The sequence below is a fragment of the Delftia sp. HK171 genome (assembly GCF_001886655.1).
Lineage (GTDB): Bacteria > Pseudomonadota > Gammaproteobacteria > Burkholderiales > Burkholderiaceae_C > Comamonas > Comamonas acidovorans.
In genome coordinates this window covers 4,912,041-4,934,491 of the sequence record NZ_CP018101.1, presented here as the reverse complement: position 1 = coordinate 4,934,491, position 22,451 = coordinate 4,912,041, and the positions used below count along the sequence as shown (strand labels likewise).

The 22,451-nt window shown below is 68.5% G+C and carries 12 protein-coding genes and 11 tRNA genes; all 23 read left to right on the top strand.

All coding sequences use genetic code 11. The annotated features are described in order from the left end of the window. The first annotated feature begins 9 nt into the window (after positions 1-9). The 23 genes from BO996_RS22090 to BO996_RS21980 all read left to right on the top strand — a co-directional run bounded on the left by BO996_RS22090 (position 10) and on the right by BO996_RS21980 (position 22,449). A tRNA-Ala gene (locus BO996_RS22090) sits at positions 10-85 on the top strand. A 37-nt stretch (positions 86-122) separates the two neighbouring features. After that, a tRNA-Glu gene (locus BO996_RS22085) sits at positions 123-198 on the top strand. 44 nt (positions 199-242) lie between these two features. Next, positions 243-319 (top strand) — tRNA-Asp (locus BO996_RS22080). A gap of 71 nt (positions 320-390) precedes the next feature. Continuing rightward, a tRNA-Glu gene (locus tag BO996_RS22075) sits at positions 391-466 on the top strand. 44 nt (positions 467-510) lie between these two features. Further along, positions 511-587, top strand: a tRNA-Asp gene (locus BO996_RS22070). Between the two features lie 13 nt (positions 588-600). Then, positions 601-676 (top strand) — tRNA-Ala (locus BO996_RS22065). 38 nt (positions 677-714) lie between these two features. Next, a tRNA-Glu gene (locus BO996_RS22060) sits at positions 715-790 on the top strand. Positions 791-834: 44 nt separating this feature from the next. Beyond that, positions 835-911: transfer RNA gene (locus BO996_RS22055), tRNA-Asp, on the top strand. A gap of 283 nt (positions 912-1,194) precedes the next feature. After that, the gene (locus BO996_RS22050) at positions 1,195-1,563 is read left to right on the top strand and encodes a hypothetical protein (RefSeq protein WP_224986538.1); all 369 of its coding nucleotides are present in this window, start codon (positions 1,195-1,197) and stop codon (positions 1,561-1,563) included. Positions 1,564-1,780: 217 nt separating this feature from the next. Beyond that, positions 1,781-3,211 (top strand): TolC family protein, encoded by a 1,431-nt coding sequence (locus BO996_RS22045; RefSeq protein ID WP_071957195.1) that lies wholly within the window; start codon positions 1,781-1,783, stop codon positions 3,209-3,211. Between the two features lie 41 nt (positions 3,212-3,252). After that, entirely contained in the window at positions 3,253-4,470 is a 1,218-nt protein-coding gene (locus tag BO996_RS22040; protein WP_071956426.1) for an efflux RND transporter periplasmic adaptor subunit, read from the top strand. Between the two features lie 4 nt (positions 4,471-4,474). Continuing rightward, positions 4,475-7,564 (top strand): efflux RND transporter permease subunit, encoded by a 3,090-nt coding sequence (locus BO996_RS22035; RefSeq protein ID WP_071956425.1) that lies wholly within the window; start codon positions 4,475-4,477, stop codon positions 7,562-7,564. Positions 7,565-7,580: 16 nt separating this feature from the next. Continuing rightward, positions 7,581-7,916, top strand: a complete 336-nt coding sequence (locus BO996_RS22030) for a P-II family nitrogen regulator (protein ID WP_013801593.1) — start codon at positions 7,581-7,583, stop codon at positions 7,914-7,916. 126 nt (positions 7,917-8,042) lie between these two features. Then, positions 8,043-8,118 (top strand) — tRNA-Ala (locus BO996_RS22025). 38 nt (positions 8,119-8,156) lie between these two features. After that, positions 8,157-8,232: transfer RNA gene (locus tag BO996_RS22020), tRNA-Glu, on the top strand. 44 nt (positions 8,233-8,276) lie between these two features. Next, positions 8,277-8,353 (top strand) — tRNA-Asp (locus BO996_RS22015). Positions 8,354-9,059: 706 nt separating this feature from the next. Further along, on the top strand, positions 9,060-9,584 hold the full coding sequence (locus BO996_RS22010; protein WP_071956424.1) for a sigma-70 family RNA polymerase sigma factor: 525 nt from the start codon (positions 9,060-9,062) through the stop codon (positions 9,582-9,584). Between the two features lie 151 nt (positions 9,585-9,735). Continuing rightward, the gene (locus tag BO996_RS22005; RefSeq protein ID WP_034395838.1) at positions 9,736-10,020 is read left to right on the top strand and encodes an MbtH family protein; all 285 of its coding nucleotides are present in this window, start codon (positions 9,736-9,738) and stop codon (positions 10,018-10,020) included. A 5-nt stretch (positions 10,021-10,025) separates the two neighbouring features. Continuing rightward, a complete protein-coding gene (locus BO996_RS22000; RefSeq protein WP_071956423.1) occupies positions 10,026-10,769 on the top strand; it encodes a thioesterase II family protein in 744 nt (247 codons plus the stop codon). Next, positions 10,747-11,436 carry a 4'-phosphopantetheinyl transferase family protein gene (locus tag BO996_RS21995; RefSeq protein WP_071956422.1) on the top strand — a complete coding sequence of 230 codons (690 nt, stop codon included), beginning with the start codon at positions 10,747-10,749 and terminating at the stop codon, positions 11,434-11,436. Before BO996_RS22000 ends, BO996_RS21995 begins: the two co-directional genes overlap by 23 nt. Beyond that, on the top strand, positions 11,433-12,422 hold the full coding sequence (locus BO996_RS21990; RefSeq protein ID WP_016450666.1) for a TauD/TfdA family dioxygenase: 990 nt from the start codon (positions 11,433-11,435) through the stop codon (positions 12,420-12,422). Before BO996_RS21995 ends, BO996_RS21990 begins: the two co-directional genes overlap by 4 nt. Positions 12,423-12,442: 20 nt before the next feature. Continuing rightward, entirely contained in the window at positions 12,443-17,779 is a 5,337-nt protein-coding gene (locus BO996_RS21985; RefSeq protein ID WP_071956421.1) for a non-ribosomal peptide synthetase, read from the top strand. After that, positions 17,779-22,449: a type I polyketide synthase gene (locus BO996_RS21980; RefSeq protein WP_071956420.1), complete on the top strand. Its 4,671-nt coding sequence runs from the start codon at positions 17,779-17,781 to the stop codon at positions 22,447-22,449. The genes BO996_RS21985 and BO996_RS21980 overlap by 1 nt, the downstream gene beginning before the upstream one ends. The last annotated feature ends 2 nt before the right edge of the window (positions 22,450-22,451 follow it).

Genomic DNA, 22,451 nt, shown 5'->3' with positions numbered 1-22,451 from the left:
CAGCATGAAGGGGGTATAGCTCAGCTGGGAGAGCGCTTGCATGGCATGCAAGAGGTCATCGGTTCGATCCCGTTTACCTCCACCAAAATTGAGACTTGAGTATTTACGCAAGTTCTAGGATTGACCCTATCGTCTAGAGGCCTAGGACATCACCCTTTCACGGTGAGTACCGGGGTTCGAATCCCCGTAGGGTCGCCAAGTTTGCAGCACTTGGCTCGAAAGAGCGCAAAAGCTGTCTGCCAGGAGTGGTAGTTCAGTTGGTTAGAATACCGGCCTGTCACGCCGGGGGTCGCGGGTTCGAGTCCCGTCCACTCCGCCAAAATTTGCCGCTTGGTATGTAAGCGCCTTTGAAAAACGAAGGCGCTTTTTTATCGGCGGATCATAGGCTGTGACCCTATCGTCTAGAGGCCTAGGACATCACCCTTTCACGGTGAGTACCGGGGTTCGAATCCCCGTAGGGTCGCCAAGTTTGCAGCACTTGGCTCGCAAGAGCACAAAAGCAGCCTGCCAGGAGTGGTAGTTCAGTTGGTTAGAATACCGGCCTGTCACGCCGGGGGTCGCGGGTTCGAGTCCCGTCCACTCCGCCAGTATCGGATTTTTGGGGGTATAGCTCAGCTGGGAGAGCGCTTGCATGGCATGCAAGAGGTCATCGGTTCGATCCCGTTTACCTCCACCAAAAATTGAGACTTGAGTATTTACGCAAGTTCTAGGATTGACCCTATCGTCTAGAGGCCTAGGACATCACCCTTTCACGGTGAGTACCGGGGTTCGAATCCCCGTAGGGTCGCCAAGTTTGCAGCACTTGGCTCGAAAGAGCGCAAAAGCTGTCTGCCAGGAGTGGTAGTTCAGTTGGTTAGAATACCGGCCTGTCACGCCGGGGGTCGCGGGTTCGAGTCCCGTCCACTCCGCCAGATTCCTTGTGCAAGCCTCTGGCCTGCGCAAACAAGAAGCCACCGCAAGGTGGCTTTTTTGTTTCTGCCGCGCGCAGCTCGCCTGCATGGCTGCCTCGCTTGGTGGCAGGCAAGCATGTGCGAAAAGCGGGCTTTGCCACAGATTTTTTAAGGGCAAACCCGGAACTTTGCCTCAACATTCGTAACAATAGATGGTGTCCCGATCACGGGACATTCACTTTCACTGCTCCCGCCTTCGTCTCGCCCCATGCGCCTTGCGCCATCGTTCCTGTTTTCCTTGCTGATGCTGTTGTCCATCTTCTGTGGACAGGTGGCGGCGTCGGCATCGTCCGATGGACTGGAAAGCGATGGCTTGCTGGCGCACCACCCCATCGTGACCATCGATGAGGAATTCCTCGAAGAGCTCGCGGAAGTCGAGGAAGACGACGAGACGGAGTTTGCCGAGCTGACGGCACACGGCGGCAATACCCGCCAGCTGCTGGCCCTGCTGGCCTGTGGCGAGGACCGCTCCGCCGAGATGTACTGGCCGCCCGAGCCCATCGCCGTGCAGGTGGTGTCGCTGTGGGCCCCGCCTTCGACCTATTCCCAGGCGCACCTGTCGCCCGCTCCGGGCCAACTGCTGCGCCCTCCAAGACCTTCCCTGCTCGGCTGACCGCATATTGCGGCGCAGGCATGCCCTGCGCCCCTTGTCGGCTGACGCATCCCACTGCCTGATCACTGCTCGTGCGCGCCTTGCTGGCGCGCATGCCATGCCGTCGTCCGCGCGCTGACTGCGCACGGCCCGGCCATGCCCGTTCCCGCGTTGTCCGCAGGGGAGGGCCCATCTCTTACTCAACCCCTCGACTGTCGTTTCGCGGCAGATGCATGCCATGGTGAATCCAACGGTATTGGCGGGAATGGCCCCCGCTCGTTTTCCATCCTTTTCGCGCAAGGCCTTGCAAGGCGCGATCTGCAGCCTGCTGGTGGGCTGGAGTGCCGGTGCCTCGGCACAGGCATCCCAGCCTCCCATGACCCAGGCGGCACCCGCCGCGGCTGCCGCCGCCGAGGCCGCAGCGGCCCGCGTCCCGGTCACGCCTAAGGCCGCATCGACAGCTTCAACGGCTTCTGTGGCTTCGGCCGCCGCACAGCGCCTGCCCCAGCTGAGCCTGAACGAGGTCGTTCGCGCCGTGCTGGACCACAACCCCGATCTGCGCGCTGTCGAGCAGTCGCGGACCACGGCGCGCGCAGGCGTGGTCAGCGCCTCGGCGCTGCCCAATCCCAAGCTCGAATGGAACCAGGGCCGCAACAGCGCCCGCGTGCCCGGCGCGGCGGCCGGCACGGTGCAGGGCTGGGCCGTGGCGTTGCCCATCGAGAACCCCGCCGTGCGCGGTGCACGCGTGGAGGCCGCCAAGGCAGGCGAGCAGGGGTCGGTGCACTTCGTGGCGACCACGCGCAATGCGCTGGTGGCCCAGGTGCGGCTGCGCGCCTACGAGATGGTGCTGCGCGAGGCGGAGGTCGAGGCTGCCAAGGAGGCGGTGCGCCTTCTGGAGCAGGCCCATGAGCGCGTCCGCGTCCGCGTGGACAGCGGCGAGGCGGCCCGCTACGAAATCATCAAGGCCGATGCCGAAATCATCCAGGCGCGCCAGCAGGAGCAGACCGCAAGGCTGCGTGCCGAGCAGGCGCAGCTGTCGCTGGGCCGCCTGGCCGCAGGCCAGCTGCCCGTGCGCTTCCGCCTGGATGTGTCGCTGGAGGATCCGTTGCGCATCGAGGACATGGGCGAGATCGATCCCATGGAGCATCCCGAACTGCGCCAGCTCAAGGCGGAGGTCGAGCGTGCCCAGGCGCGGCTCGACGGTGCCAAGGCTTCGCGCTGGCCGGGCGTGGAGCTGCGCTACGGCCAGACGCGCGAGCCCGACGTGCGCCTGAACACGGTGGGCGTGAGCATCCAGATCCCCTTGCTCGACCAGCACCGCGGCCCCATCGACGAGGCGGCCTCCGAGCTGGAGCGCGCGCGTCTGCAGCTGGAAGGCCGGCAGATCGAGCTGCGCCAGCAGACGCTGCAGGCCTGGAAGGAGCTGGAGATGGCACGACTGCGCACCCAGGCACTGAGCCAGGGTTCGGTGCGCGAGGCCGAGTCGGCCCTGCGCGTGGCCGAGGCCGCCTACCGCTTCGGCGAGCGCGGCATTCTTGATGTGCTCGATGCGCAGCGCGTGCTGCGCTCCATCCGTGCAGACCTGCTCGATGCGCGCTACCAGCTGCAGGCGGCGCGCATACAGCTCGAATACCTCGCGGGCCGCTACGACGATCCGTCCGCGCTGTGAAGCGCGCCGTCCCTGCCTCACACCCGAAATCAGAAACGAACATGTCCTTGAATATGCATCCGAAACCCATCGCCGCCCGCGCAGGCAGCAGCACCTTGGTGAACTCCCTGGCCCTGGCCGGCCTGCTGGCCGCAACGCTGGCGCTGAGCGCCTGCGGCAAGAACGAAGAGGTCGAGGCCAAGGCGGCGCCCGCGGCGGCCGCTGCCCAGGAGCAGGACCCGATGGAGGTCCGTGTGACCGCCGAGATGGCTCCCAACTTTGCCGTCAAGCCCGTGGCGCAGGCGCAGATCGCGCTGCTGCAGGAGGTATCCGGCCGCATCGAGGCCAATGAGCGCCAGGTCACCCGCATTGGCGCGGCCGCCACGGGGCGCGTGACCGAGGTGCTGGTCGAAGTGGGCGACCGCGTGCGCGCGGGCCAGGTGCTGGCCCGCGTGGCCAGCCCCGAGCTGACCACCGCCCAGCTGGCCTATCTGCGTGCACACTCCGCCGCCACGCTGGCCGAGCGCGGCGTGGAGCGCGCGCGCCAGCTGATCGCCGCCGACGTCATCGGCTCGGCCGAGCTGCAGCGCCGCGAGTCCGAGCTGTCGATTGCCCGCGCTGAGCAGCGCGCTGCCGGCGACCAGTTGCGCCTGATCGGCATTCCCGACAGCGCCATCGCCCAGCTGCGCGACAAGGGCACGCTGCAGTCGCATGCGGCCGTGCTGTCCACAGGGGCCGGCGTGGTGATCGAGCGCAAGGTCAGCTCCGGCCAGGTGACCCAGCCCGGCGATCCGCTGTTCACCGTGGCCGACCTGAGCAGTGTCTGGGTGGTGGGCGCGATTCCCGAGCAGATGGCCAGCGGCGTGCGTGCCGGCCAGGCCGTGGAGATCGCCGTGCCCGCCCTGGGCGAGCGCGTGCTGTCCGGCCAGATCGTGCATGTGGGCGATACCGTGACGCCCGAGACCCGCACCGTCACCATCCGCACCCAGGTGGACAACACCGAGCGCGACCTCAAGCCCCAGATGCTGGCCACCATGCGCATCCAGGGCGAGGTGCGCCAGCTGCTGGCCGTGCCGGCCGAGGCCGTGGTGCGCGAGAACGATCGCGACCATGTCTTCGTCAAGAAGGGCGAGAACCACTACCGCCTCACGCCCGTCGAGCTGGGCACCGCCAGCGGCGGCATGCGCCCCGTGAACAAGGGCGTGGCCGATGGCACGGTCATCGTCACCACGGGCGCCTTCCACCTGAACAACGAGCGCAAGCGCGCAGAGCTGGAGTAAGCCCATGATCGCTTCCATGATCCGGGCCGCACTGAGCCAGCGACTCATCGTGATCGTGCTCTCGCTGGTGCTGTGCGGCTTTGGCCTGCGCGCCGCCATGAATCTGTCGGTGGATGCCTTTCCTGACGTGACCAACGTCCAGGTCCAGGTCGCTACCGAGGCGCCAGGCCGCTCGCCCGAGGAAATCGAGCGCTTCGTGACCGTGCCGCTGGAAATCGCCATGACCGGCATGCCGGGCCTGGTGGAGATGCGCTCGCTCAACAAGAGCGGCCTGTCCATCATCACCCTGGTCTTCACCGATACCACCGACGTGTACTTTGCGCGCCAGCTCGTCACCGAGCGGCTGATGGAGGTCACGCCGCGCATGCCCGAAGGCATCATCCCCGTGCTGGGGCCGGTGTCCACGGGCCTGGGCGAGGTCTACCAGTACACGCTGGACCATCCCGACGACGGCAAGCGGGCCCTCACGCCCGAGGAGCTGACCGAGCGCCGCACCATCCAGGACTGGGTGGCGCGCCCGCTGCTGCGCTCCATTCCCGGCGTGGCCGAAATCAATTCGCAGGGCGGCTACGTCAAGCAGTATCAGGTGGAGGTCGACCCCGGCCGTCTGCGCCACTACGGCCTGTCCGTGCGCCATGTGGTCCAGGCCATCGCCGACAACAACGCCAACGCCAGCGGCGGCATCCTGCCCCAGGTGACCGAGCAGTACCTGATCCGCGCCGTGGGCCTGATCCAGTCGCTGGAGGACATCGGCAACATCGTCCTCAAGCAGGATGGCGGCGTGCCGGTCTTCGTGCGCGATGTGGCCGAGGTCCAACTGGGCCAGGAAGTGCGCCAGGGCGCCATCATCAAGGGCGGCTATACCGAAGGCGTCTCCGGCATCGTGCTGATGATGCGCGGCGGCAATGCCAAGGAAGTGGTCACCCGCGTGAAGGAGCGCGTGCAGGAGATCAACTCCAAGGGCATGCTCCCCGGCGGCCTGCAGATCGTTCCCTACTACGACCGTACCGACCTGGTCGACTCGGCGCTGTGGACCGTGGGCAAGGTGCTGATCGAGGGCATCCTGCTCGTGGTCGTGGTGCTCTTCATCTTCCTGGGTGACGTGCGCTCCAGCCTGATCGTGGTGGCCACGCTGATCATCACGCCGCTGACCACCTTCATCATGATGAACCGCTGGGGCATCTCGGCCAACCTCATGTCGCTGGGAGGGCTGGCGATCGCCATCGGCCTCATGGTCGATGCCACCGTGGTGGTGGTGGAGAACGTGTTCCACAAGCTCGGCCAGGCCGGCGACAGCATGGGCGCACGCGTGCGCACCGTGCTCTCGGCCACCACCGAGGTGGCCACGCCCACCATCTTCGGCATCGCCATCATCATCCTGGTGTTCCTGCCGCTGATGACGCTGCAGGGCATCGAAGGCAAGATGTTCGGCCCGCTGGCACTGACCATCGCGGTCTCGCTGGCGGTCTCGCTGGCCGTGTCGCTGTTCCTGTCGCCCGTGCTGTGCTCGTACTTCCTCAAGGGCGGCGCGGACCATGACACGCGCCTGATCGCCTTCCTCAAGCGTCACTACCTGCGCCTGCTGGACCTGGCCACCGCGCGCAACCGCGCCACGCTGGCCGTGGCCGTGGCGCTGCTGCTGGGCTCGCTGGGACTGTTCCCGCTGCTGGGCAAGTCCTTCATGCCCACCATGAAGGAGGGCGCGCTGACGCCGCAGATCAACCGCGTGCCCAGCATCTCGCTGGACGAGTCCATCCGCATGGAAATGGCGGCGATGAAGGCCGTGGCCGAGGTGCCCGGCGTGCTCAGCGTGGTCTCCAAGCTCGGACGCGGTGAATCGCCGGCCGATCCCGCAGGCCCCAACGAGTCCGACCCCATCGTGCTGCTGGACCCCGAGTCCGACCGCACCCAGGACGAGATCGACGAAGACATCCGCCAGCGCCTGTCCTCGATCCCGGGCGTGCAGATCGTGCTGTCCCAGCCGATCTCCGAGCGCGTGGATGAAATGGTCACGGGCGTGCGCTCGCAACTGGCCATCAAGGTCTTCGGCGACGAGCTGGACGATCTGCGCGATGTCTCCGAACAGGTGGCCCGCATCCTCAAGAGCGTGCCGGGCAGCACCGACATCCGTGTCGAGCGGCTGTCGGGCCAGCAGGCGCTCACGGTGGATATCGACCGCAAGGCCATTGCCCGCCACGGCCTGAACGTCACCGACGTGCAGGGCGTGATCGAGTCGGCCATCGGCGGCAAGGACGTGACCACGGTCTACGAGGGCGAGCGCCGCTACAACGTGGTCGTGCGCTTCCCCGAGCCCTTCCGTGGCTCGCCCCAGGCTGTCGGCGCCACCTTGCTGACCACCAGCACCGGCGCGCAGGTTCCGCTCAACAGCGTGGCCCGCATCGAACTGGTGGACGGACCCGCGCAGATCAGCCGCGAAGGCGGCAAGCGTCGCGTGGTCGTGGGCGCCAACGTGGAAGGGCGCGACCTGGGCGGCTTCGTGACCGAAGTGCAGCAGCGCATCGACAAGGAAGTGCAACTGCCCGACGGCTACTACTTCAAGTACGGCGGCCAGTTCGAGAACATGGAGCGCGCCATGGGCACGCTGCAGGTGATCGTGCCGCTGACCATCGTGGCCATCTTCTTCCTGCTGTTCGTTCTGTTCAATTCGGTCAAGCTGGCCGGGCTGATCATCCTGGTGCTGCCCTTCGCCTCCATCGGGGGACTGATAGGCCTGTTCGTCACGGGCGAATATGTGAGCGTGCCGGCATCGGTGGGCTTCATTGCGCTGTGGGGCATTGCGGTGCTCAACGGCGTGGTGCTGGTCAGCTGCATCCGCAAGCTGCGCGAGGATGGAATGGACGTGGCCGAGGCCGTGCGCGAAGGCTGCGTGCAGCGCTTCCGCCCCGTGATGATGACGGCCACCGTCGCGCTGCTGGGCCTGGTGCCCTTCCTGTTCGCCACCGGCCCCGGCTCGGAGGTGCAACGCCCGCTGGCCATCGTCGTGATCGGTGGCCTGATCTCGTCCACCCTGCTCACGCTGGTGGTGTTGCCGACCCTGTACCGCTGGTTTGACGAAAAACCGCTGGAAGCCTGATGAAGGAGACACTGCAATGACCATGAAGGAAATCCGGGCCATCGTGCGCCCCAGCCGCCTGGAGCGCCTGCGCGACGCGCTGCGTGCCATTCCCAACTTCCCCGGCGTGACGCTGTTCCGTGCCGAGGGCTTCACGGCCCCGGCCGCCATCGACAAGCGCAGCGTGAAGGAGGAGTTGACCGACTTCTCCGACAAGATCATGGTCTGCGTGCTGGCCGAGGCCTCCATGGTCGAGCCCATCCGTGCGGCCATCACCACGGCCTGCCATTCGGGCCAGGTCGGCGACGGCCTGGTCTGGGTGGTGGACATCGCCGAGATCCACCGCATACGCGATGGGCAAAGCCTGGCCTGACCCGGGCTTGAGCAGGGCGCCGGAATGCAGGGCGACATAAAAAAGTCATGCATTCCGGAATTGCCCCAAAAACGCTGTGCTACAATTTTTGAATCGCAGCAACGAAGCAGTGCAACGTTGCAGCAAGGGGGTATAGCTCAGCTGGGAGAGCGCTTGCATGGCATGCAAGAGGTCATCGGTTCGATCCCGTTTACCTCCACCAAAAATTGAGACTTGAGTATTTACGCAAGTTCTAGGATTGACCCTATCGTCTAGAGGCCTAGGACATCACCCTTTCACGGTGAGTACCGGGGTTCGAATCCCCGTAGGGTCGCCAAGTTTGCAGCACTTGGCTCGAAAGAGCGCAAAAGCTGTCTGCCAGGAGTGGTAGTTCAGTTGGTTAGAATACCGGCCTGTCACGCCGGGGGTCGCGGGTTCGAGTCCCGTCCACTCCGCCAGATTCCTTGTGCAAACCAAGCGTCTGCACAGACAAGAAGCCACCGCAAGGTGGCTTTTTTTCGTCTGCAGGTTGCAGCAGCAGGCTGCGCTCCTTTCGCTTTTCCTGCCTGCGCACCCAGCCCTTCGGTGCCCCCGCGCTGCGCTTGGGGCATCACCAGTCCGTCATGAACCAGGCCCATCATCCATGGCGAGGGAAAGCCATGGGGACGGGAATCCATAGGCATCGGCTGCCGATTTTCCAGTGCCGATAGCCGTGTCTTCGTTTGCCTTGGCGGGACGTCTTCCAGACAGGTACGAGATGCCGATCCAGACCCGGTTTTGTCGCCGGAGCTGTTAATGCTTCTCATTTCATGTTCTGGAAAACGTTAAAGGAGCACCACTGCATGCCTTGGTCCCGGTTCAAGTTTCAGCACGTCTGCAAGGCCGCACAGCCCTTGCCGATCCTGTTCCAGGACGCATGGGCCCGGCGAGGTCGGCCGCCGCCATGAAGCCGGTATGAGGCCGATCTAAGGCCCGTCTCCCCAAGTCACGCCGATGCGCATCGGCGTGCACTGATGCCCTGCGGTCAGCGGTTGTGCCGCCGCTTTCCGCCTGTGCCGAGTCCCGTTCCCGTCTTTTTGCACGGGCGGCGCGCCGGCAGTCCATCGACCTGCGGTCGACATTTCCCCTTGACGTTCTTGCCTAGCTTGCGAGAGGAACTGCATCGTGTCCTTGAATCACACACATTCTTCGCTGGAAGAGGTTTTCATTGCTTCGCGTGGACAGTTGGTGAGGGTCGCGCGAAGAATTCTCAGGAATCCCGAACTGGCCGACGACGCCGTGCAGGACACCTATCTGCGCGTTGCGGAGATGCGCAGCGATGCCGAGATCGCCAAGCCTGCCGCCTACTGGACGCGCGCCGTCTGCAACATGGCGCTGGACTACCTGCGCCGCCAGGAGCGCGAGAACAGCTACCGCATCCACGGCGTGGATGTGGAGACGCTGGAGATACCGGACAGCCGCTCGCCCGAGCGCCTTTTGTTCGAGTCCCAGGCCATACGCCTGATCGACCAGGCCCTGGACGAGGTGCCGCCCAAGACCCGCGAGACATTCGAGCTGTACCGCATCAAGGGCCTCACCCAGCGCCAGATCGCCGAGCACATGGAGTGCGCGCTGGGCCTGGTGAACGCCAGGATTGCCGACGCCTGCAAGGCCATCCATGTCCACCGCTCGCTGCTGGACCACCATTGAACGGTGCAGCCCCGCGCATGACCCGGAACCGGCGCGCACGCGGCGTGAACAGTTTCGGGTTCGGAACGTCATGTTCAACAGAGGCGCAGTACCGGGTCGCCGCGATCCGGTACTGGCCTCACCGATGTTCAACCGCATAAAGGACGCCTGCATGTCTACAAGCTGCTTCGACCGCGAAGACGAAACCTTCATCGTTCTGGTCAACCACGAGGAACAGTATTCCATCTGGCCGCACTGGAAGGCCGTGCCCGGCGGCTGGACCGCCGTGGAGGGCGTGAAGGGCGACAAGAAAACCGTGCTCGACTACGTGGACGCCACCTGGACCGACATGCGGCCCAAGTCGCTGCGCGTGTGGATGCAGCAGCAGGAGCAGGCGGGTGCCGGCGCCGCGCTGCAAAGCGATACCGATACCGTGATCGAAACCGCAGCGGGCTGACGCGCATGCACGCGCCGCTGACCCTGCTGTGCCTGCCGTGCGCGGGCGCCAGCGCCACCATGTACCTGCGCTGGCGCAGGCTGCTGCCCCACTGGATCCGCATTGCGCCGGTGGAGCTGCCGGGGCGGGGCAGCCGGCTGGGCGAGCCTGCGGTCGAGGACTTCGGGCAGCTGGTATCGCTGCTGTGCGCCGAGCAGCGCCAGGCCATGCGCGGCCGCTTTGCGCTGCTGGGCCACAGCATGGGCGCGCTGCTGGCCTTCGGCATGGCGCGGCAATTGCGCGAGGAGGGCAGGGAGCTGCCGCTGGCCCTGATTGCCTCGGGCAGCCCGGCACCGGCCTGCCGCGATCCCGAGCGCTTTGCGGGCAAGGGCGACGATGCGGCGCTGATTGCCGATCTGCGCAGGCAGGGCGGCACGCCCGAAGAGGTGTTTGCCAGCCCCGAGCTCATGCGCATCACGCTGGATGTGCTGGGCTCCGACTACCGCGTCTGCGAGAGCTTCGGCCATGTGCCCGCTGCGGGCCTGCCGCTGCCGGTGCACGTCTTTGCGGGGCGGCAGGACGACATCGAGGCGCCCCGCGTCCAGGCCTGGTCGCAGGAGGCCGCCGAGGCCTTCACGCTGGACTGGTTCGAGGGCGGGCATTTCTTCATCAAGCAGCGCGAAGGCGATGTGCTGGCCGTGCTGGCGCAGCGCCTGGCCGAGTCCCAGTCACTCCAGGGAGGCATGCATGCAGCTCGTGTCCGTGCGTGAGGCCATGAGCCAGGGCATCGAGGTCTTCAGGCTGGACCTGGACCTGAGGGCCGAACTGAGCGACAGCCTGCCGCACCTGACCCCTGAGGAGCGCGGTCGCGCCGCGCGCTTCGTGCGGGCCGCCGACCGGCTGCGCTTCGCGCAGACGCGCGCTGCCACGCGGCGGCTGCTGGGGCGCAGGCTGGGCTGCTGCCCGGCCGATGTGCCGCTGGCGGTCGGCGTCCACGGCAAGCCCTTTGTCGACGAGGACCCGCTGCGGGCACCGCTCTTCAATGTCTCGCATTCGGGCGGCCATGCGCTGATCGCGCTGGCCGACCCCGGTGGCGTGCTGCACCTGGGCGTGGACATCGAGCAGCACAAGCCCGACCTCGATGCCGAGGTCATGCTCGACGCCGTCTGCACCGACCAGGAGCGCGCCAGCGTGCGCCGTGCGCCTGATCGGCTGGCGGCCTTCTACCAGCGCTGGGTGGGCAAGGAAGCCGTGCTCAAGGCCATCGGCATCGGCGTGGCCGACCACCTGCGCTCCATAGGCATCAGCCCGGGAGGGGGCGGACGGCTGGCCATCGCCTGCGCGGTCCCCGACTGGAATGGTTTTCAAGCGATGGCGCTGCCAGCGCCGCCGGGCTACGCGGCAGCTCTTGCGTGGCGCACCAAGGAATCGACATGAACGAAACCCTCCAGCGCTTCGAGCGCAAGGCCCCCGCGGGCTCGCTGCTTCCCCAGCTCATCACGCCCGCCCAGCCGGGCCAGGACCTGCTGGCCGCGCTGCCGCCGCTGCGCCGCGACATCGACGAGGCCCTGCTGACCACGGGCGGCGTGCTGCTGCGCGGCTTTGGCGTGCCCGATGTGGAGACCTTCCAGCGCTTCGCCTCGGCCTTCGGCCATCCGCTGCTCAAGTACGAATTCGCCTCCACGCCGCGCAGCGCGGTCGAGGCCTCCAGCGGCGCGGGCGTCTACACCTCCACCGAATACCCGGCCCACCAGAGCATTCCGCTGCACAACGAGCAGGCCTACACGCGCGAGTGGCCCATGAAGATCTGGTTCCACTGCGTCACCGCATCGCCCGAGGGCGGCGAGACGCCGATTGCCGACAGCCGTGCGGTCTACCGCCGCATTCCGGCGCGCATCCGCGAGCTGTTCGAGCCCGGAATCCTGTACGTGCGCAACTTCGGCGAGATGGACGTGCCCTGGCAGAAGGTCTTCAACACCGAAAGCCGCGCCGAGGTCGAGGCCTTCTGCCGCCATGCGCGCATGGACTGGGAGTGGAAGGAGGACGACGGCCTGCGCACACGCCAGCTCTGCCAGGCCATGGAAAGCCACCCCGTCACGGGCGAAATGGTCTGGTTCAACCAGGCCCACCTGTTCCACATCTCGGCGCGCGAGCCCGAGGAGCGCGAGGTGCTGGAGGAGGTCTACGGCATCGAGAACCTGCCGCGCAACACCTTCTTCGCCGACGGCTCCACCATCGGCGACGACATCTTCGCCGAGGTGCGCGCCGCGCTGGACGCCGAGACCGTCAGCTTCCCCTGGGAGCAGGGCGACGTGCTGATGCTGGACAACATGCTCGTGGCCCATGCGCGCTCGCCCTTCAAGGGGCCGCGCAAGGTCATCGTCGCCATGGCCGAGCCGCGCAGCAATCTGGACCGTTTCTGAGAACCCGGGAGGCAGCTGACATGCTGAGTGGACAAAGTGCAATCGCGGCAGCAGGCCAGGCGCCGGCCAGCCTGGTCGAGCATCTGAGGGGCCTGGCGCAGCAGCGGCCTGACGACATCTGGCTCACCGTGGCCGCCGTGCAGGACGGCCGCGTGGTCGAGCGCAGCCACAGCTATGGCGAGTTCGACTGCCGCGTGCGCGCGCTGGCCGCCCGGCTGCAGCAGCTGTGCCCCGTGGGCGCGCGCGCCCTGGTGATGATGGACAACGACGAGCACTACGCCGCCAGCATGCTGGCCTGCTTCTACGCGGGCGTGATCGCCGTGCCGGTGCCGCCGCTGGAATCGCTGCGCGTGCAGCACCTGGAGCGGCTGCTGGGCATCGTGGGCGACGCGGATGCGGCCTGCGTGATCAGCACGGCCGCAGTGATGCAGGCCCTGCCCGGCGCCGATGTGCGCTTTGCCGGCATTGCCGCCGTGGCCGCCGACCAGGTGGACCTGGCCGATGCCGGCGCCTGGCGGCCCCATGCGCCGGCTGCCGACGACATCGCCTTCCTGCAATACACCTCGGGCTCCACCTCGGCACCCAAGGGCGTGATGGTCAGCCACGGCAACCTCATCGCCAACGAGGCCGCCATCCAGCAGCGCATGGACATCGGCGCGGGCGACCGCTTCATGTCCTGGGCGCCGCTGTACCACGACATGGGCCTGATCGGCGGACTGCTGCAGCCGCTGTACAGCGGCCTGCCGCTGGTGCTGACCTCGCCGCGCCTCTTCCTGGAAAGCCCCGTGCGCTGGCTGGAGCTGATCTCGCGCCACCGCGCCACCATCAGCGGCGGCCCCGACTTCGCCTACCGCATGTGCCTGGAGCGCATCAAGCCGTCGCAACTGGCGCAGCTGGACCTGTCGAGCTGGCGGCTGGCCTATACCGGAGCCGAGCCCGTGCGTGCCGACACCGTCACGGCCTTCGCGCAGCGCTTTGCCGCCTGCGGCCTGCGGCCCGACGCGGCCTATGCCTGCTACGGCCTGGCCGAGGCCACCCTGTTCATCACCGGCGGCAGTTGCGGCGCGGGCGCCACGATCACGTCCTTCGATACCGAGGCCCTGGCGCAGGGCCGGGCCGAGGAAAGCTCCGGCGCCTCGCAGACCACCCCGCTCGTGGGCTGCGGCCCCGCCGTTCCCGGCCATGCCGTGGCCATCGTCGATCCGCACGGCCTGCAGGTGCTGGAGCCCGGGCGCGTGGGCGAGATCTGGGCGCACGGCCCCAGCATCAGCCAGGGCTACTGGGGCAAGCCGCAGCAAACGCAGCAGGCCTTTGTCGAGCATGTAGGCCGGCGCTGGCTGCGCACGGGCGACCTGGGCTTCGTGCACGGCGGGCAGGTCCATGTGGCGGGCCGCATCAAGGACCTGATCATCGTGCGCGGGCACAACCTCTACCCGCAGGACATCGAGCGCGTGGTCGAGGCCGAGGTCGAAGCCGTGCGCAAGGGGCGCGTGGCCGCGTTTGCGGTGGAAGGGCCGTCGGGCGAGGGCATAGGCGTGGCCGCCGAGATTTCGCGCGGTTTGCAAAAGCTGGTGCCGAGGGATACGCTGGTCGACGCACTGGCTGCCGCCGTGGCCACGGTCTTTGGCGAGGCGCCTGCCGTCGTGGTCCTGCTGGAGCCCGGCGCGCTGCCGCGCACATCGAGCGGCAAGCTCCAGCGCCAGGCCTGCAAGAAGGGCTGGGCGCAGCGCAGCCTGGAGGCCTATGCGGTCTGGGAGAACGGCGCCTTTGTGGACGCAACGGCGGACTCTGTGGCAAATGACGGTGCAGACCCAGCCGTCCCACTGCGCGATGCGACCGAGACTGCGCTGGCCATGCTCTGGTGCGAAGTGCTGCGCCGTGCCGAGCTGCCTGCGGGCGATCCGCAGTTCTTCCTGCTGGGCGGCAACTCCCTCTCGGCCGTGCAACTGGCTGCACGCGTGTCGCAGCAGTGGGGCGTGGACTTTGCGCCAGGCCTGCTCTTTGACCGGCCCCGGCTTTCGGCGTGCGCGGCTGCATTGCGCGAACTGCAGACGGCAGGACCCGGAACTGGCATCCCTCGTCCTGGCCCTGTGGCGCGCGGCCCCGGTGCAAGCCAGCCCCTGTCCCACGCCCAGCAGCGGCAGTGGTTTCTCTGGCACCTGGATCCTGCGGGCACGGCCTACCACGTGGCGGTGGAGCTGCAGCTGGGCGGCACGCTGGATGCGCAACGGCTGCACACGGCCCTGGAGCGCCTGGTGGCACGCCACGATGCGCTGCGCACCGTGTTCCTGCCTGCCGCCGACGGGTCGGCCCGGCAGCATGTGCTGGATAGCGGCGGCCTGGAGTTCCAATGGCTGGACCTGGACCACGAGCCGCAGCGTGCCCCTGAAGAGGCACGCCGCCTGCACGCCAGGCCCTTCGACCTGGGCAAGGGCCCGCTGCTGCGTGCGCTGCTGATGCGGCTTGGGCCGGATGACCACCGTCTGGTGCTGGTCATGCACCACATCGTGTGCGACGGCGTATCCCTGCAGAACCTGCTGGACGAGCTTGCGCAGCAATACCTCCATCTGGGTGATGCGGCGGCGGCCGCCGAGCCCGCTGCCCCCGCATTGCAATACGCCGACTACGCAGCCTGGCATGCGGCCTGGCTGGATGGCGGCGTGCGCGAGCGGCAACTGGCCTACTGGCGCGGGCAACTGGGCAGCGAGCATCCCGTGCTGGCCTTGCCCAGCGACCGGCCGCGCGCAGCCGTGGCCCGCTACTCGGCTGCCCGGCATGGCTTCGCGCTGCCTGCGCCGCTGGTGGACGCGTTGCGCGCGCGTGCCGCCGAAGCCGGCGCCAGCCTGTTCATGGTGCTGCTGGCAGGCTGGCAGGCCGCGCTGCACCGCCATACGGGCCAGCAGGTGCTGCGCCTGGGCGTGCCCGTGGCGGGCCGCCAGCATGCGGGCACGCAGGGCCTGATCGGGTTCTTCGTCAACACCCTGGTGCTGCAGGCCGAGGTCGATGGCCGCACCCCGCTGGCCCAGGTGCTCAATGCGGCCAGGCGCGCCACGCTGCAGGCCCAGGAGCACCAGGACCTGCCTTTCGAGCAACTGGTGGAAGACCTGCAGCCCCAGCGCAGCCTGGCGCATCCACCGCTGTTCCAGCTGATGTTCAACCATGTGCATGAGGACTTGCGCGGCTTCGAGCGCATGACGGGCTGCATGGCCGAAGCGGCTTCCGTGCCCGGAGGCACGGCGCAGTTCGAGCTGTCGCTGGAAGTGCGTGAACGCGCAGGCGGCGCCGTGCGCGTGGGCATGGACTATGCGGCCGAGCTTTTCCTGCCCGCCACCATGGAGCGCCTGGGCCAGCACTATCTGCGCATGCTCGAGGCCCTGGCCCATCACCCCGAGGCCACCGTGGGCGAGGTGGATCTGCTGTCCGATGAAGAGCGCGCACAGCTGGCGTCCTGGCAGACCGGCCAGGGCGGGCAGGGCGGCTATGCCGTGCCCGAGCTGGTCCATGCCGCATTCGAGCAGCAGGCGCGTCGCAACCCGCAGGCCACGGCCCTGGTCTTCGGGGAAGGCGCCTGGAGCTATGGGGAACTCAATGCGCGTGCCAACCGCCTGGCCCACCATCTGATCGCGCACGGTGTGCGGCCCGAGGTCCAGGTCGGCATTGCCATGGAGCGTTCGCTGGACATGGTGGTCGGCCTGCTGGCCATCCTGAAGGCCGGCGGCGCCTATGTGCCCATGGACCCCGAGCACCCGGCCGAACGCCTGCGCTATATGGCCGACGACAGCGGTATCGGCCTGCTGCTGACCCAGTCGGGCCTGGTCGCACGGCTGCCGCCCGCGCTGCAGCCGCTGTGCCTGGCGGTGGACGCCATCGATCTGTCCTCCCGTCCGGCCCATGACCCGGGCGTCGCGCTGCACGGCGAGAACCTGGTCTACGTCATCTACACCTCGGGCTCCACCGGCCGGCCCAAGGGCGCGGGCAACCGCCACCGCGCGCTGTGCAACCGCCTGGCCTGGGGCCAGCAGCACCAGCCGCTGGCCGCGCAGGACACCGTGCTGCAGAAGACGCCGTTCAGCTTCGACATCTCGTTCTGGGAGTTCTTCTGGCCGCTGTCCACAGGCGCCCGGCTGGCGCTGGCTGGGCCCGGGGAGCATCGCGATCCTGCGCGTATCGCGGCCCTGGTCGAGCGCCATGCCGTCACCTGCATCCACTTCGTTCCGTCCATGCTGCAGGCCTTTCTGTCCAGCGGCCATGCCCCGTCCTGCACCGGGCTGAAGCACATCGTCTGCAGCGGCGAGGCCCTGCCGGCCGAGCTGCGCGACCGCGCACTGGCCCTGTTGCCGGGCGCGCGCCTGCTCAACCTCTACGGACCGACCGAAGCCGCCATCGAGGTCACCTACCACGACTGCCGCGAGCCCGGACCGCAGGCCGTGCCCATCGGGCGGCCGCTGGGCAACGTGCAGGTGCATATCGTCGACGCTGGCCTGCAGCCCGTGCCGCGCGGCGTGGCCGGCGAGCTGCTGCTGGGCGGCCTGGCGCTGGCGCGCGGCTACTGGGGCCGGCCCGCGCTCACGGCCGAGCGCTTTGTGGCCAGCCCTTCGGCGCTGGCCGGCGAGCGTGCCTACCGCACGGGCGACCTGGTGCGCTGGAACGAGCACGGCGAGATCGAGTACCTGGGCCGGCTGGACCACCAGGTCAAGATCCGTGGCTTCCGCGTGGAACTGGGCGAGATCGAAGCCGCCCTGCTGGCCGTGCCAGGCCTGCGCGAGGCGGTGGTGGTCGCAGACTCTGCCGAAGGCGGCAGCCGGCTGGTGGCCTACCTGGCCGGTGAAGGTGCCGCGCTGCAGGACCTGGCTGCACTCAAGGCGCAGCTGGGCCGCAGCCTGCCCGACTACATGGTGCCCTCCCTCTTTGTGCGCCTGGACACGCTGCCGCTCAACAGCAACGGCAAGGTGGACCGCAAGGCGCTGCCGGCGCCCGCGCCCCTGCCTGCATCGGGCGATGGTGCGCAGCCGTTCGAGGCGCCCGAAGGCGGTGTGGCCGAGACCATTGCCACCATCTGGCGCGAGCTGCTGCAGCTCGAACGCATAGGCGCCAACGAAAGCTTCTTCGACCTGGGCGGGCATTCGCTGCTGCTGATACGCGCGCACCGGCGGATCGAGGATGCGCTGGGCAGCGGGCTTTCTGTGATCGACATGTTCCAGCACCCGACCGTGGCCACGCTGGCCCGCCGCATCGAGGCGCAGCGCGGCGCCGGGGCGGCGCAGGAAGGGCTGCAGAACCAGCAGGCCGACGAACGCGCCCAGCGCCGCCGCGCCGCGCTGCTGGGCCGCCGTGGTCTGACCGAGGAGGTGAACTGATGCGTGCTCAGGATGCGGGCTACAGCGGCGTGGAGATCGCCATCATCGGCATGGGAGGGCGCTTCCCGGGCGCGGACAGCGTGGACGCGCTGTGGCGCAACATCCGCGAAGGCCGCGAATCCGTGACCGCCTTCAGCGACGAGGCCCTGCGCCGCCAGGGCACGGAACAGGCCCTGCTGGACGATGCCGCCTGCGTGAAGTCCGGCGTGGTGCTGGAAGGCCTGGACTGGTTCGATGCCGGCTTTTTCGGCTACACGCCGCGCGAGGCCGGCCAGATCGATCCCCAGCAGCGCGTCTTCCTCGAATGCGCCTGGCAGGCGCTGGAGCATGCGGGCTATGACGCCGAGCGGCTGGATGTGGCGGCCGGCGTGTTCGCGGGTGCGGGAGCCAATCTCTACCTCATGCGCCATCTGCTGGGACGGGCCCGGTGGAGCGGCGGCATCGCCGAGCTGATTGCCCTGCTCAACGGCAACGCGGCCGATGCCCTGTGCACGCGCGTGGCCTACAAGCTCAACCTGCGTGGCCCGGCCGTGACCGTGCAGACGGCCTGCTCCACCTCGCTGGTGGCCGTGCACATGGCCTGCCAGTCCTTGCTGGGCATGGAGTGCGACATGGCCCTGGCCGGCGGGGTGTGGCTCAACCTGCTGCAAGGCGCGGGCTACCTGCACCAGCCGGGCGCCATCCTGTCCTCGGACGGCCATTGCCGCGCCTTCGATGCGCGCGCCGACGGCACCATGCTGGGCAGCGGCGCAGGCGTGGTCGTGCTCAAGCGCCTGGACGAGGCGCTGCGCGATGGCGACACCGTCCATGCCGTGATCCGGGGCAGCGCCGTGAACAACGATGGCGCGCGCAAGATCGGCTACAACGCGCCCAGCGTGGACGGCCAGGCCGAGGCCATACGTGCCGCCCAGGCCATGGCTGGCGTCGATCCCGCCTCAGTGGGATATGTCGAGGCCCATGGCACGGGCACCACGCTGGGCGATCCCATCGAGATCGCGGCGCTGACCCAGGCCTTTGGCGGGGCTGGGGGACTGACTGGGCGTGCGCCCGGTCACTGCGCCCTGGGATCGGTCAAGACCAATGTGGGCCACCTGGACGCCGCTGCCGGAGTGACCGGCCTGATCAAGGCCGTGATGGCGCTGCGCCACCGCACCCTGCCGCCCAGCCTGAACTTCTCCACGCCCAACCCGCGCGTGGACTTCGCTGCCGGCCCCTTCCGCGTCCAGACCGCGGCGCAGGACTGGCCTGCCGGCCCGCTGCCCCGGCGTGCCGGCGTGAGCTCCTTCGGCATGGGCGGCACCAATGCGCACATGGTGCTGGAGGAGGCTCCGGCCTCGTTGCCGGCCGATGCATCGGAAAAGTCAGTGCAGGCCCCCCAATTGCTGCTGCTGTCGGCGCGCACGCCGCAGGCGCTGCAGGCCTCGGCCAGCCAGCTGGCCAGACATCTGGAGCAGCACCCGGACCTGGCCCTGGCCGATGTGGCCCACACCCTGCGTGTGGGCCGCAAGCGCCATGCGCACCGGCTGGCCGTGCTGGCCCATGGAGTGACCCAGGCCATCGAGGCGCTGGACCATCCGGCGCCCCTGGTGCATTTCACCGGCAGCGTGCTCACGCCCCAGCCCGGCCTGGCCTTTCTGTTCCCGGGGCAGGGCGCCCAGCACGCGGGCATGGCACGCAGCCTGCATGCGCAGGAGCCGGTGTTCCGCGACATCGTGGACCGCTGCTGCGAGAGGGTGAGGACGCAGACCGGCATGGACCTGCGGCCCTGGCTGCTGGCGCAGGCCGACGATGCCCAGGCCGCGCAGGCGCTGGCGCGCACCGAGGCCACGCAGCCTGCGCTGTTCATCGTCGAGTACGCCATGGCGCGGCTGTGGATGTCCTGGGGCCTGCAGCCCGAGGCCATGCTGGGCCACAGCATCGGCGAGTATGTGGCGGCCTGCATCGCCGGGGTCTTCTCGCTCGACGATGCGCTGGACCTGGTGGTCGCGCGCGGCCGCATCATGCAGGCCACCGAGCCCGGCGCCATGCTGGCCGTGGGCCTGCCTGAGGCCGCGCTGCAGGACTGGCTGTGCCGGGGCTGCGATCTGGCCGCCGTCAATGCGGCCGATCTGTGCGTGCTCTCGGGCCGGCCCGACGCCATTGCGGCCGCCGAGCAGGCCCTGGCCGGCACGGGCGTGCTGCTGCGCAGATTGCAGGTGTCGCACGCCTTTCATTCCTCGCTGCTCGATCCCGTGCTCGACGCCTTTGCGCACCAGCTGGCCAGCGTGCGGTTCAACCGACCTGCCATGGCCTTCATCTCCAACCTCAGCGGCCGCTGGATCCGCGACGAAGAGGCCCAGGACCCCCGCTACTGGCTGCAGCATCTGCGCGGCACGGTGCGCTTTGCGCAGGGCCTGGACACGCTGCTGGACCAAAGCGACCGCATCCTGCTGGAAGTGGGCCCGGGCCAAGGCCTCAGCGGCTTGGCCCGGCGCCATCCCAAGGCTGGCGCACGCACCGTGCTGGCATCGCAGGCAGCCGCCAACCGCGAAGAACTTCAGGCCGACCAGCCCGCGCGCTGCCTGGCCCAGCTTTGGGCGGCGGGCGTTGGCGCGGCCAAGGCACCGCTGCTGAACAGCGCACAGGGCGCGCGCCGCGTGCCCTTGCCCGGCTATCCGTTCGAGCGCGAATCGCACTGGGTTGCCGCCACGGTGCCGGCCTCTGAGGCCGCTCCTGCTGCTCCCGGTGGTCTGCACGGCACCGATCCCCGGGGTTGGCTGTATGCCCCTGTCTGGCAACGCTCAGCGCCCGTTGTACGGGCCGCCGCGGTACCCGCCGGCGGCTGCATGCTGCTGCTGGCCGAGGCCGGATCGACACTGGCCGAATCCCTGGCGCAGGCCTGGTCCGATACCCAGCCCGCGCCCGTGGTCCGCATCGAACCCGGTCCGCTCCATGAACGCTTGGGGCCTGCCCGCCATGCGCTGCGCATGACCGAGCGCAGCGACTGGACGCGGGCCCTGGGGCAGATAGCGGCCGAGATCGGCCCGGTGGCCTGCATCTGCGATCTGTGGAGCCTGGGCACGCTGGATGACGCACAGGCGGCTGAGCGCTGCCTGCTCGGCCCGCTGGCCCTGGCCCAGGCGCTGGAGGCCGTGCCTGCCGCATCCGCTGTGGGCGCTGCTGGCCGGCAGCAGATGCTGCTGGTCACGGATGGGCTGGAGGACGTGACAGGGACCGAATCCCTGCAGCCCGCCAAGGCCATGCTCCATGGCCCCTGCCTCGTGATTCCCCAGGAGCTGCCGGGCATGGCCTGCCGCATCGTCGATGTGCTGCCTGTGCAGAGCGGGCATGCCCAAGGGATGGCAGCGCTGGCGCAGCGCATCCTGGCCGAGTTCAGCGAGCCCGCACCGGCCTGCGTGGCCTTGCGCGGCCCGCACCGCTGGACCCGGCGTTACGAGCGCATTGCGGGGCAGACGGCACCCGCCGTCACGCCAGCTGCGCCAGCCACCGCGCCGCGCCTGCGCCGTGGCGGCTGCTATCTGATCACGGGCGGCCTGGGCGGCATGGGGCTGGCGCTGGCCCGGCACCTGGCCGAGCACTGGCAGGCCCGGCTGGTGCTGCTGGGCCGCTCGGCGCTGCCTGAACGGGGTCAGTGGCAGGCACTGGCGCAGGATGCGCAGACGGAACCTGCGCTGCGTGCCCGGCTGCAGCAGTTGCTGGAGCTGGAACGGCTGGGCGCCCAGCTGTGCCTGGTGCAGGCCGATGTGGGCAGCGAAGCCCAACTGCGCACCGCGTTGGAACAGGCGCAGCGCGCGTTCGGCGGAATGCATGGCGGCATCCACGGCGTCATCCACGCCGCCGGCCTGGCCGGCGACGGCATGCTCGCGGACAAGCGGGCACACGAGGTGATGCAGGTGCTCGCGCCCAAGCTCCAGGGCACGCGGGCCTTGCTGGCCGCACTGGCCGGGCAGCCGCTGGACTTCATGCTGCTGTGCTCTTCCCTGGCCGCCGTGGCGGGCGGCCTGGGCCGCATCGACTATGCGGCCGCCAATGCCTGCCTGGATGCGCTGGCCGTGGCCCATGGCCGCACGGCCGGCTGGCCGCTGATTTCCGTGGGCTGGGACGGGTGGCGCGGCGTGGGCATGGCGGCAGGCACGTCCATGCCCGAAGGTGTGGGCATCGCACCGGAGCAGGGCGTGCATCTGTTCGAGCGCATTCTGGCCGGCCCTTTGCAGCCCCTTGTCTGCGTGTCCACCACCGATCTGGAAACGCGTCGCCATGCGGACCTCGCCGAGTTGCTGGACCAGGCCCTGCCTGCAGCAGCGACAACGGCAGCGACGGCCGGGCCTGCGCCCACCCAGGTGCGGCCCGGTGGTATGGCCGGCTTCGTGGCGCCCGAGGGCGACCTGGAGACCGGTCTGGCCGCGCTCTGGAGCGGCTTCCTGGGCGTGGCTCCCGTGGGCGCCGAGGACAACCTTTTCGAACTCGGCGGCGACTCGCTCATGGCCATACAGCTGCTGGCGCGCGTGCGCCAGGCCTATGGCGTCGAAATCCATCCTGCGGCCTTGCTGCGCACGCCCACGGTGCGGCGCCTGGCCGAACTCGTTGAAACCCGGTTGATCGAGGAAATCCAGGCGCTGGACGCCGAAGCCGAGCCCGCCCCGACCACCGCATCGCCGATTTATTCGTGAAG

What these genes read in the sequence shown, in the direction of transcription:
- BO996_RS22030 (WP_013801593.1), top strand. Translation starts at nt 7,581, where the DNA reads ATGACCATGAAGGAAATCCGGGCCATCGTGCGCCCCAGCCGCCTGGAG.
- BO996_RS21990 (WP_016450666.1), top strand. Translation starts at nt 11,433, where the DNA reads ATGAACGAAACCCTCCAGCGCTTCGAGCGCAAGGCCCCCGCGGGCTCG.
- BO996_RS21995 (WP_071956422.1), top strand. Translation starts at nt 10,747, where the DNA reads ATGCAGCTCGTGTCCGTGCGTGAGGCCATGAGCCAGGGCATCGAGGTC.
- BO996_RS22005 (WP_034395838.1), top strand. Translation starts at nt 9,736, where the DNA reads ATGTCTACAAGCTGCTTCGACCGCGAAGACGAAACCTTCATCGTTCTG.
- BO996_RS22035 (WP_071956425.1), top strand. Translation starts at nt 4,475, where the DNA reads ATGATCGCTTCCATGATCCGGGCCGCACTGAGCCAGCGACTCATCGTG.
- BO996_RS21985 (WP_071956421.1), top strand. Translation starts at nt 12,443, where the DNA reads ATGCTGAGTGGACAAAGTGCAATCGCGGCAGCAGGCCAGGCGCCGGCC.
- BO996_RS22000 (WP_071956423.1), top strand. Translation starts at nt 10,026, where the DNA reads ATGCACGCGCCGCTGACCCTGCTGTGCCTGCCGTGCGCGGGCGCCAGC.
- BO996_RS22045 (WP_071957195.1), top strand. Translation starts at nt 1,781, where the DNA reads ATGGTGAATCCAACGGTATTGGCGGGAATGGCCCCCGCTCGTTTTCCA.
- BO996_RS21980 (WP_071956420.1), top strand. Translation starts at nt 17,779, where the DNA reads ATGCGTGCTCAGGATGCGGGCTACAGCGGCGTGGAGATCGCCATCATC.
- BO996_RS22050 (WP_224986538.1), top strand. Translation starts at nt 1,195, where the DNA reads ATGCTGTTGTCCATCTTCTGTGGACAGGTGGCGGCGTCGGCATCGTCC.
- BO996_RS22040 (WP_071956426.1), top strand. Translation starts at nt 3,253, where the DNA reads ATGTCCTTGAATATGCATCCGAAACCCATCGCCGCCCGCGCAGGCAGC.